The sequence below is a fragment of the Methylomagnum sp. genome (assembly GCF_054333355.1).
This window is the reverse complement of the sequence record NZ_JBTEKS010000012.1, coordinates 19,204-29,154: the sequence shown is the minus strand read 5'-3', so window position 1 is coordinate 29,154 and position 9,951 is coordinate 19,204. Positions and strand designations below refer to the sequence as shown.

Genomic DNA, 9,951 nt, shown 5'->3' with positions numbered 1-9,951 from the left:
CTAATAACCCGTTTTTTCTCATCCTTTTTAGAAAACACCATGGCGCAAGACTCGCAGAATCTTATCTGGATTGATTTGGAAATGACCGGGCTTGACCCGCAGGCCGACTTCATCATCGAAGTGGCGACGATAGTGACCGACAAGGATTTGAACATTCTCGCGGAAGGCCCGGCGCTGGCGGTTCACCAGAGCGGGGAAATCCTGGGCCGCATGGACGATTGGAACCAAAAGCATCACGGCGAATCGGGATTGATCGACCGCGTGCGCGAAAGCCAACTGGACGAGATCGAAGTGGAGCGGCTGACCTTGGCTTTTCTGCAAGCGTGGGTGCCCGCCGGGGCGTCGCCCATGTGCGGCAATAGCATTTGCCAAGACCGGCGCTTCCTGGCCCGGCACATGCCGAAGCTGGAAGCCTATTTCCACTACCGCAATCTGGACGTGTCAACGCTGAAGGAGTTGGCGGGAAGGTGGGCACCACCAATCAAGGAGGGGTTCAAGAAGAAGAACACGCACCGGGCTTTGGACGATATTTTGGAATCCATCGCCGAGCTTCATTACTACCGGCGGCACATGCTGAAGATTTAAGCGGGGGAGGGAATGGCCGGGCAATTGCTCGCAAGCCGTCTGGCGTATGGGGAAGCTAGGGCGTTTTCAAAACGGGTGTACGGCAGCGATAAAGGCCGACTCGGTTTTCAAAACCGGGTCGGCCTACGCGAATTCTAAAATCCCCACAGGGCCGCGCCCAGCAGCAGCGTCATGAAGGTGGCGGCGGTCGTGATGATGGCGCCCTGGACTTTCTTGCCGGGGTCCATCAGCCCCATGATGCCGAATAACAAGCCCGCCGGTGGCACGCATAAGGTCAATATCACCAAGCCGATCATGACGAACCAAGGCCAGGGGTGTCCGGTGACGAGGTTGCCGCTGGAATCTTCGACGGGATTTCCGCATCCGCTGCAAATGATCGCTTTGTCTTTAACCTCTTTACCGCAGTGGCGACAGAACATACTCGGGCCTCAATGTTTTTGAATATTGATATATCAGGGGTAACAAGCCCGGCCACATAAGATTGGCCGGGCTGTCGAGTGGGGCAGAGCATAGCCTAATGCGGGGCCGCTTGCCACAGCGGGCGGGGCGGTGATGGCGTCGGGATGGATAGGCGAGCCAGGGTTACGCTCCTCCGTCGGCACCCAGTCGATAATTCCCTTGTTTTGAAAGATCGGCCAGCCCGAACCGGGTTTTTTTCAGCCATTGGGCCGCTTCCTCCGGGGGGAGTGGCCTGCTGAAATAATAGCCTTGGCCCTCGTCGCAGCCGTTGCGTCGCAGATAATGCAATTGCTCCGGCGTTTCCACCCCCTCGGCGATGACCCGGAGCTTGAGCGTCCTCGCCATGGCGATGATGGTGAGGACGATGCCGGCGTCTTCGGGGTTGTTGTGGACTTCCCGGATGAACGATTGGTCGATCTTGAGCTTGTCGAAGCAGAAATGCTTGAGATGGTTCAGGCTTGAGTAGCCCGTGCCGAAGTCGTCGATGGAGATGGAGAGGCCCGTTTCCTTTAAACGCAGCAAGATGTCGCCGGTTTTTTGCGGGTCTTTCATCACCACGCTTTCCGTCAGCTCCAATTCCAGATAGCGGGGGTCGAGCCCGGTTTCCGCCAAAACTTTCTTGATGAGCCGGGCTTCGAAATCCATTTCCAGTTGGCGGGCGGAAAGATTGATCGCTATTGTGATCTTCGGCAGTCCCGCGTCCTGCCATGCCTTGTTTTGGGCGCAGGCGGTAATCAGCGCCCATTCGCCCAAGCCTTCAATCAGCCCGGTTTCCTCGGCCAGCGAAATGAATTGCGATGGCGGCACCAGGCCAAAATCGGGATGCTGCCAGCGGATGAGCGCTTCCATCCCGATGATCTTGCCCGTCTCCAGATCGATTTGCGGCTGATAGTGCAGCAGGAATTCGTTGTGTTCCAAGGCGCGGCGCAGGTCGCTCTCCAGCCGGAGTTTCCGCGATATGGCGCTGGCCATGCCGTCCTCAAAGAACCGGAAGGTGTTGCCGCGCTCCTTGGCCCGGAACATCGCCATGTCCGCGTGTTTGACCAGGGTCTCGCCATCCCTGCCATCGGAGGGATAGATGGCGATGCCGACGCTGCTGCTGAGATAGAACTCCCGCCCCACGAAGGAGAACGGCTTGGCGATGGCCTTGCAGATTCTCTCCGCCAGACTGGCGGCGGTTTCCGCCGAGCCGATGTCTTCCAGGAGGATCGTGAATTCGTCGCCCCCGAACCGGGACACGATGTCGCTACTCCGCAGGCATTCCTGGATTCGGGCGGCGGCGGTCTTGAGCAATAGGTCGCCGACCTCGTGGCCCATGGTGTCATTGGCCAGTTTGAAGCGGTCCAGGTCGAGGAATAGCACCGCGTGCATCTGCTCCGAGTTCTCTGCCGCCAGGCTGCGGGTCAAGGTTACGTCCAGACGCTCCCTGAACAGCGTGCGGTTGGGCAGCCCCGTGAGCGAATCCTGATAGGCCAGCCGGGTCACGTGCTGTTGGGCGCGGCTGGCTTCCAGCATCCGGGCCACCCGCTGGCGCAGCACCGCGAAATGCACGGGCTTGGGGATGTAGTCCGTGGCACCCGCCGAGAAGGCCCGCTCGATGGAATGCTCGTCATCCAGGGCCGTGATGATAAGCACGGGGATGTCGAAGCCATCCGCTAGCTCCCTGATCCTCGAACACGCCGTGAAGCCGTCCATGCGCGGCATTCGCGCATCCATCAGCACCAGGTCGGGCATGTGCCGTTCGCACAGCGACACCGCTTGAATGCCATTGGTGGCCTGCTCGATCTGGTAGCCGTCCTTTTGTAGGACGTTGAGCAGGGCGAAGCGCATGGCGCGGTCGTCGTCCGCCACCAGGATGCGGGGCAAATCCTGTTTTTCCGGTAATTCGCCTTGCTCGTCGCCGGGAATCTCCTTTTCCAGCTTGATTCTGACTAATTCGTATTCAGCCGTTAGCTTAGCGAATAGTCCGGGTGCCTGGACGCGGAAGTCTGGTCGGCTGAGGTCTTCCAAGTGTTTCGCGATGGCGACCAGGCGATGGGCGCCGAGATTGCGGCCACTGCCTTTGACGCAGTGGGCGATTTCCAGCAAGCCCTCGTAATCATCGCCGGAAATGGCGTTTTCCAGTGATTTCAGATAGATGGGGGTATCTTCCAGAAATACTTCAAGTATCCGGTTGAAGGCTTCGCCGGTTTCCTCCCGGAGTTTGTTCAAGACCTTTTCATCCAGCAGCGCCGATTTGCCATGCTCCTGGGGGGGCGACTGTGTTCCGGCGGGATTGCCGACCGTCGGCATGGGCTTCAGCCGATCCTTTTCCGACGCCAGCCAGCGGCCCAGCTTGTCCTTCAATAGCTCCAGCTTAAGCGGCTTGGCGAGGTAATCGTCCATCCCCGTGGCGATGCACAAATCGCTATCGCCCCGCTGCGTGTTGGCGGTCATCGCGATGATGGGTATCTGGCCCTGGACGCCGCCGAGCGCCCGGATTTGGCGGGTGGCCTCGTAGCCATCCATCTGGGGCATGTGGCAATCCATCAGCACCAGGTCGAAGGCGTCGTGCCCCAGCAGTTCCAGCGCCTCCTGCCCGGTGGTGGCCACCCGGACCTCGCAGCCTAGCCGCTCCAGCATGCCGATGGCGACTTGCTGACTGGCCCGGTTGTCCTCGGCGACCAGGACGCGCTTCCTAAAGCACGGCACCGATTCTTCCTTGCCCACGCCATCCACCGGGACAGGCTCTTTATTGCCGCGCCGCGATTTCGCGAGGCAGTCGTAAAGAAACTGCGCCCGAACAGGTTTGATGACCGAGCCGATCACATTGCCGGGCCTGTTGCCTTCGACGTTCGGCTGTAATTGATTGGTGAGCAGCACGACGGGCAGGTGTGCCAGGGTTGGGTCCACGGCGATTTGTCGGGCCAGGTCGGCACCGCCCAGGCCGGGCATGAATTCGTCGAAGATGGCGATATCGTAAGGATTGCCCTGCGCCATGGCGGTGTGAATCATCTGCAAGGCCGTATAGCCATTGGCGGCGCTGCTATAGATCGTGCCCCAGGTTTTGGCGAGTTGCTCCAGCAGGCGGCGGCTGACCGGGCTGTCGTCAACGATGATGAGGCGCAGGCCGGTCAGTTCATCGCGTTTTTCCCTGACTGGGCCGGTGAGTTGCGGCGATGCCTCCAAGGGCAGGGTGAACCAGAACGTGCTGCCCCGACCCGGCTGGCTCTCGACGCCAATGTCGCCGCCCATGAAGTTCACCAGCTTGCGGCAAATCGCCAGCCCCAGTCCGGCGCCGCTGTAATTACGGGTGGTGGAGCCGTCAACCTGGGTGAAGGCGTCGAAGATGATCTGCTGGGCTTCGACCGGGATGCCTATCCCCGAATCCACCACTTCGAAACGCACCATCGCCCCGCCGACATCGGCGGTGCGGTCGGTCCTCACCCGGATTTCCACGGCGCCCCGCTCCGTGAATTTAACGGCGTTGCCCACCAGGTTGACCAACACTTGGCGGATGCGGGCGCGGTCGCCTTGCAATGCCAGGGGAACGGTTTCGGCCACCGAGTAGCCGAGGTCGAGCATCTTGCGTTGCGCTTGGCTGGCGAGCAGCCCCACCACCTCGTCGAGAACCTCGTAGAGATCGAAGTCGGTGGGTTGAAACTTCAGCTTGCCCGAGTCGGTGCGGGAAAAATCCAGGATGTCGTCAATCAGTTTCAGCAGGGATTCCCCGGCGTTGCGCGCCACCGCCACGTATTCGTATTGCTTCGGGCTGAGTCCCATGTCCTGCAACAACTCAAGCATTCCCAGCACACCGTTCAAGGGGGTGCGCAGTTCATGGCTGACGTTGGCGGCGAACTCGCCCTTGACGCGGGCGGACTCCAGGGCGGCGTCGCGGGTGGTTTCCAATTGCGACTCGCGGGTCTCAAGGACGGCCATCATGGTGTTGAAGGCCTTTTCCATGTCGATGATGTCCTTGGGGCCACGCACGTCCGCCCGCAGGCTTTTTTCGCCCGAGGTCGCCTTGCGCATGATGTCCGCCAAGTTCTTCAAGGGATTGGTCAGGCGCTTGGTGATCGCCAGCAGCAGCAGCAGGAGCATCAAGGCCAATCCCACCGAAACCGCCAGGTTGGTTTGAAGAATGTTGCCGGCGACGGTTTTGAGGGTCGCCTTGCTCATTTTCACCCGCACATAGCCCAGCAATTCGGGGAGCTTGGGGTTGGCCTGGAAGGGCGAATCTTGATTGCTGCGGTTCGGATGGGTGAACACCGGCGCGACGAAATACCAGGCGTCGGGGGTTTCCAATTCCACATGCAGATTATCGGGCCAAATGTTTTCCCTGCCGCTGGGCGCGGGATCGTCGCCCTTGATTTGCAAGGGCTTGTGGGAGGCTTCGTAAATACCCGCGCCATGCACATCGGGGAAATTCAGCGTGGCCCTGAGGGGTTCTTCCGCGTTGTCCGTGCTGAGATAGAGCAAGGCCAGGGTGCTTTGTTCCATCAGGGTCTCGGTGGCCCGGAGTCCTTGCTCAAGGAGCTTGCCGTGTATCGTGTGGCTCGACAAGGTGGAGATGGCGATGGACGACAGCAGGGCCAGGCACATGATGCCTATGGAGAAAGTCACCGCCAGTTGCTGGAGGAAACTTGTCCGCGCGAAAAAAGACCAAGACCGCTCTTGCATTTACAGCCTCGTCTTAGGGGGAAGGAAACACCAAATCGAATTTTCTCTTTTCATGGCTTGGCAAATGCAATCCCAAATGCTCGGCGGTTCGCAGGTTCACGGCGATTAGCAAATCACGCAAGGGTTGCATGGATGAACGCTTGGCTTGACCATCTTGCAATTGTCCCAGAGTCAGCGACGCGAGACTACGGCCCATGCCATGGTTGTCGGGGTAAAGTGAAAACAAGGCGCCCTTTTTCACATGCTCGGGGGCGCTTGAAAACACGACCAGATTCTTCTCCCAGGCGTCCTTCAATATGGCTGGCAGCAAGACATTCTCATCCAGGGCGTCGTCGTCCTTGAGCAGCCACAGCGCGTCAGACTCCGCCGAGTTCTCGCTCACGAATGAGCGGTACAAACCAGCGGCTTCCCGCGAGTTTTCGGCGGGCAGGGCGTTCAATATCAGGCCATGTATTTTAGCGGCTTCAACGGCGCGATCCATACTACGCGTTCCCCGCTCGTTGCCATAGACCACGGTGACCCGCTTGATATTTGGCGCCAACACCTTCAGCCAGCGGAATAGCGCTTCTGGGTCCGGTACTAGTGTAATCCCGGCAAAATCATGAGCGCCATATTCCGATCTAACTGAAACGGCGCCCACCACAGTCGGCCACTTGCCCCGAATTTTCTCCGCCGCCAACAAACCCGCCCGCCCGAGGGCGATGACCGCGCTGGTATGGTCCTTTTCCAATTGGGCCTCAATGGCCGTAAAATTATCGTTTTCCCCCAAGGCGTAGCGTTTAACCGGTGTTTTTAAAACCTCATCTATTCCGTCGATGATTTGAGTGAACACGCCTTTGAAGGGATCGCGGATATCTGGATAAAGCACGGCCACCGATGGCTCGTCGGCGGTGGCGGCCATTAGGTTTAGCGAGAACAACAGAGCGGGCAGCAATAAGCCCACTCGGATCAAGCCAATAATTATGGTTTTATGGATGCTCAAGCGCGAACCCCGGGCGGCGCAATGAGTATCGGGCGTGCCAGCCATAAAATATCTATTTCCACGACGGGCACTCAAAAATTAAAGCGGATTTCGCCGTAGAAATACCGTCCAGGGAGCGGCAGGTCATTCGGAATAAGCGCTTGTCGGGTACCGGCGGGACTGGGTTCTCGGGCGTCGGAGTTGAAGAGATTGCGTACCGAGAAGGCGGCTTCCCAGTGGTCCAGCAAATGTTTGCGCCGTATGGTTAGGTCGGCCCACACATAGTCCGACACGGGGGGGCGGTTATCTCCCGCAGGACGCTGACGGTCGATGATCCAGTCGATTTGCGGGTTGAGGTGCCAGTTGGGCAGGAATTCCCAGTCCCCCCTTAAGTAAACCTTGTGATGGGGGGCATATCCGGCATCATGATTGGTGGTTTCATCGGTGGAATGTTGGTAAGAATAATTTCCCAATAGGCTGAATTCCTTGGCTATTCGCCAATCCGCTTCCAGTTCCAGGCCATGGCCGGTTTGTTGACCGGCATTCTGTGCGGTAATTGTGGTTGCTCCAGAATCAGGAACAAACCGGATAATATCGCTCCACCAATAATTAAAAATATTAAGCCCCAATCTTAACTTATCTATTGGCCGGTAGTCGAAAGCCAATTCAATGGTATTGATGGTTTCCGGACGTAAGTTTGGATTGCCCAGAGATACGGGATTATTGATGTTGCGGGTTTCTGCCCACGAGGGCGCTCGAAAAGCACGGCCATAAAGCAACTTTGTGGTTAGGTCGTGGCGGGTTTCCCAAACCAAGGCTAGGCGGGGATTAACTGTGCTGCCGAAATCGGAATAATAATCGTAGCGCACGCCTGCTGTTAGCTCCCAATCTTTAGCGAAATGCCATTCGTCCTGTAAGAAAAGAAAGCTGTTTTTGCGGTTGCCGGGCGTTAGAAACAGCTCGGATTTTTGAGTGACATTAATTAGCGCCTTCAGAGGGGCGGGCGTTAAGCTGCCAGAAATAAAGTTATAATTCTTTGTTTCTTGAACATCATAAATGCTGTCGTAATTAAAGCCAGCACCAACTCGAAATGTATGCCAATCAAAACCAGAATAAAATCCAGAAATGCTAGCTCGGGCATGCCGCTCAAAAACTTCTGGATTTCCGATGACCCCTTGAGGGAAGGCTCCATCGAACGATCCGGGGGGATAAATAAGTAGATTTTTTTGAATTATTTGAGAGGTATTAAAATAACTAACTTGCGCTGTAACGTCCCAATTCTCAGTAAATTCAGGGTTATGGTAAATTAAATCAGCATTCCAGCGGTCACTGGCGTATCGTCCATGGGTATCAAGCGCCTGAGCCACTCCAGCACCGGCTCCAATATTTGATCGGTGTTGTAGACCACCATGAAAACGCCAATTCTCACGAGATACATCGAGCCGTGCGTCGAGATTGTCCCGCTCAAGGCTGACTGGACCTGGGGCGAGAGAGGCGTCGGTGTGCAGGTTTTGATCAAAAAAGGATTGTGCATCCGCCCCAATAGTTTTTCGTTGGCCGTTGGTATTATGGTATTCCAACATGGCCGCTATGTCGAAATCTCCCCATTTATCGCCATGCAACGCCCACCCATCGTAAGTATCGAAGCTACCGACCCTCCCGCCAGCTTCAGTTCCTTTAATATCTTCTTTAGTCTTGGTAATTATATTGATTACGCCAGCAAAAGCATCGGCACCATAAACAGCGGATCCAGGCCCCCTAACAACTTCAACGCGAGCAATGCCTTGCACAGGCATGCCACCCCAAACCCTACTGCGATCTCCTACGAATAAGTTAGTAATTGGAATATTGTTGATGAGTACTAAGACTTGTGGGTTTTGACCTGAGTAAACGCCACGAATTGTATAAACTGGCCCATATATTGTATTTCTGGATACGTGTAGCCCAGGCACAGTTTCCAGTACTTCGTCCAAATCCGTGGCACCTATTCGTTTAATATCTTCTTGAGTAATAACGGTAGCGACCGATGGCGCTTTTGAAATTGGTTTCTTTGCTCCTGTAGCGGTGATAATCATCTCTTCATCGCCATACAGCTGGAGCAAAGCTTTCTCATCCTCTCTTTCTAGTGGTTGTGCGGCTGCGTTAGTATAATGGGCGACCAAAAAAAGAAGGGCGATTCGGTTGATGGCGGTCACACAAGTATCCAATTAAGTTTGATGTTGACGTTGATTTGCTGCCATGTAATTAATGGAGTGGGATCGCGAAGTTTTTTATAAAGTCATTAATTATGATGATGCTGAGGCATAATGTTTCTTATTGTCGCCAATTTTATTGATATCTGATGGCGCTAATAATTATGGGTCTTTGGGATTTCGCGTGGTGAACGCCAGCGCCCCATGTGCAAGCTGTTGTTTTTGTTAATGGGCTGTCGATCCTCAAAGCTTTTTTCCATGCAAATTCCTAAAGAACCATAATTATCGCCATGTCCGTGGTGAGCTACCAGAATATAATATATTGTTGCAACGTATGGGAAATAATGTTGCTTCTGCCTGTGTCGCGGCATCCACATAGCAAGGAAGCATTCCAGCGGAGTAGCCTACAATTCTAAAAAGATAATATTCTCGACACGAAAATCCTTGCTCCGCAGCTAAAGCCGCTTGCAGCGCGGCAATATTCATGTGTAGCTGCCATCGACTATTTAATAAGATTTGTTCAATTTTAAATATGAGTTCCACATATTTGCCATCGCCTAATCCAAGCGACTTTGCGAGTTCAAGAAGGGGTTCGATTCGCTCATCTTTGCCCTGTATGACCGGACGTCCGTATCCTGGAATTATTTTATATCTTGTTTTTTCCAATGCAACCAAATCCATTAATTCCGCACCTTGATCTAGGCTCTTTTGGGTTTGATATAAAAACTCGAGTGCGCGCATCGTGGGGCGATGCCCATAAATTGAAGCTTCGGTTGCCGCTGTCGCTGCGCCAATAGCCAAAGCCCCGGTGCTGCGGGCGGTTCCGGCGAGTGCGGCAATCCGGTTATTCCATATTCTTGGATCTGGATAGCTATTACATATTCGCCAGATTCCTTCAATCATACGAACCTGATTGTCATCTGGAATTCGCCCAGTAATACTATAAAATAGCAAGCCCACCCAAGAAAGCTTATTAAGCTCGGTAAATAATTCTTTGCCTCGGAACACGACCCGAGCCTCCTTTGGAAAACATGCCCCCATACTAGTAGTCCAGCAGTTCTCACTCGCTAAAAGCTGTTTAGGGCCGCGCATAAT

General features: G+C 55.2%; 6 protein-coding genes. 1 reads left to right on the top strand and 5 read right to left on the bottom strand.

Annotated elements, in window-relative coordinates:
- Window positions 1–39 precede the first annotated feature (39 nt).
- A complete protein-coding gene (gene orn / locus ACXWUF_RS02280; protein WP_458493030.1) occupies window positions 40–585 on the top strand; it encodes an oligoribonuclease in 546 nt (181 codons plus the stop codon).
- Window positions 586–719: 134 nt separating this feature from the next.
- Here orn and ACXWUF_RS02275 read toward each other — a convergent pair whose 3' ends face one another.
- The 5 genes from ACXWUF_RS02275 to ACXWUF_RS02255 all read right to left on the bottom strand — a co-directional run bounded on the left by ACXWUF_RS02275 (window position 720) and on the right by ACXWUF_RS02255 (window position 9,864).
- Window positions 720–1,004: a zinc-ribbon domain-containing protein gene (locus ACXWUF_RS02275; protein WP_458493029.1), complete on the bottom strand. Its 285-nt coding sequence runs from the start codon at window positions 1,002–1,004 to the stop codon at window positions 720–722.
- Between the two features lie 163 nt (window positions 1,005–1,167).
- Entirely contained in the window at window positions 1,168–5,646 is a 4,479-nt protein-coding gene (locus ACXWUF_RS02270) for an EAL domain-containing protein (protein WP_458493028.1), read from the bottom strand.
- Between the two features lie 70 nt (window positions 5,647–5,716).
- A complete protein-coding gene (locus ACXWUF_RS02265; protein ID WP_458493027.1) occupies window positions 5,717–6,730 on the bottom strand; it encodes an ABC transporter substrate-binding protein in 1,014 nt (337 codons plus the stop codon).
- 26 nt (window positions 6,731–6,756) lie between these two features.
- The gene (locus ACXWUF_RS02260) at window positions 6,757–8,859 is read right to left on the bottom strand and encodes a TonB-dependent receptor plug domain-containing protein (RefSeq protein ID WP_458493026.1); all 2,103 of its coding nucleotides are present in this window, start codon (window positions 8,857–8,859) and stop codon (window positions 6,757–6,759) included.
- 279 nt (window positions 8,860–9,138) lie between these two features.
- Complete coding sequence (locus ACXWUF_RS02255; protein ID WP_458493025.1) at window positions 9,139–9,864, bottom strand: citrate/2-methylcitrate synthase; 726 nt, start codon at window positions 9,862–9,864, stop codon at window positions 9,139–9,141.
- Window positions 9,865–9,951: the final 87 nt, after the last annotated feature.

Bases quoted from the DNA above. Each gene is read 5' to 3' on its own strand.
- orn (WP_458493030.1), top strand. From the start codon at position 40: ATGGCGCAAGACTCGCAGAATCTTATCTGGATTGATTTGGAAATGACC.
- ACXWUF_RS02275 (WP_458493029.1), bottom strand. From the start codon at position 1,004: ATGTTCTGTCGCCACTGCGGTAAAGAGGTTAAAGACAAAGCGATCATT.
- ACXWUF_RS02265 (WP_458493027.1), bottom strand. From the start codon at position 6,730: ATGGCTGGCACGCCCGATACTCATTGCGCCGCCCGGGGTTCGCGCTTG.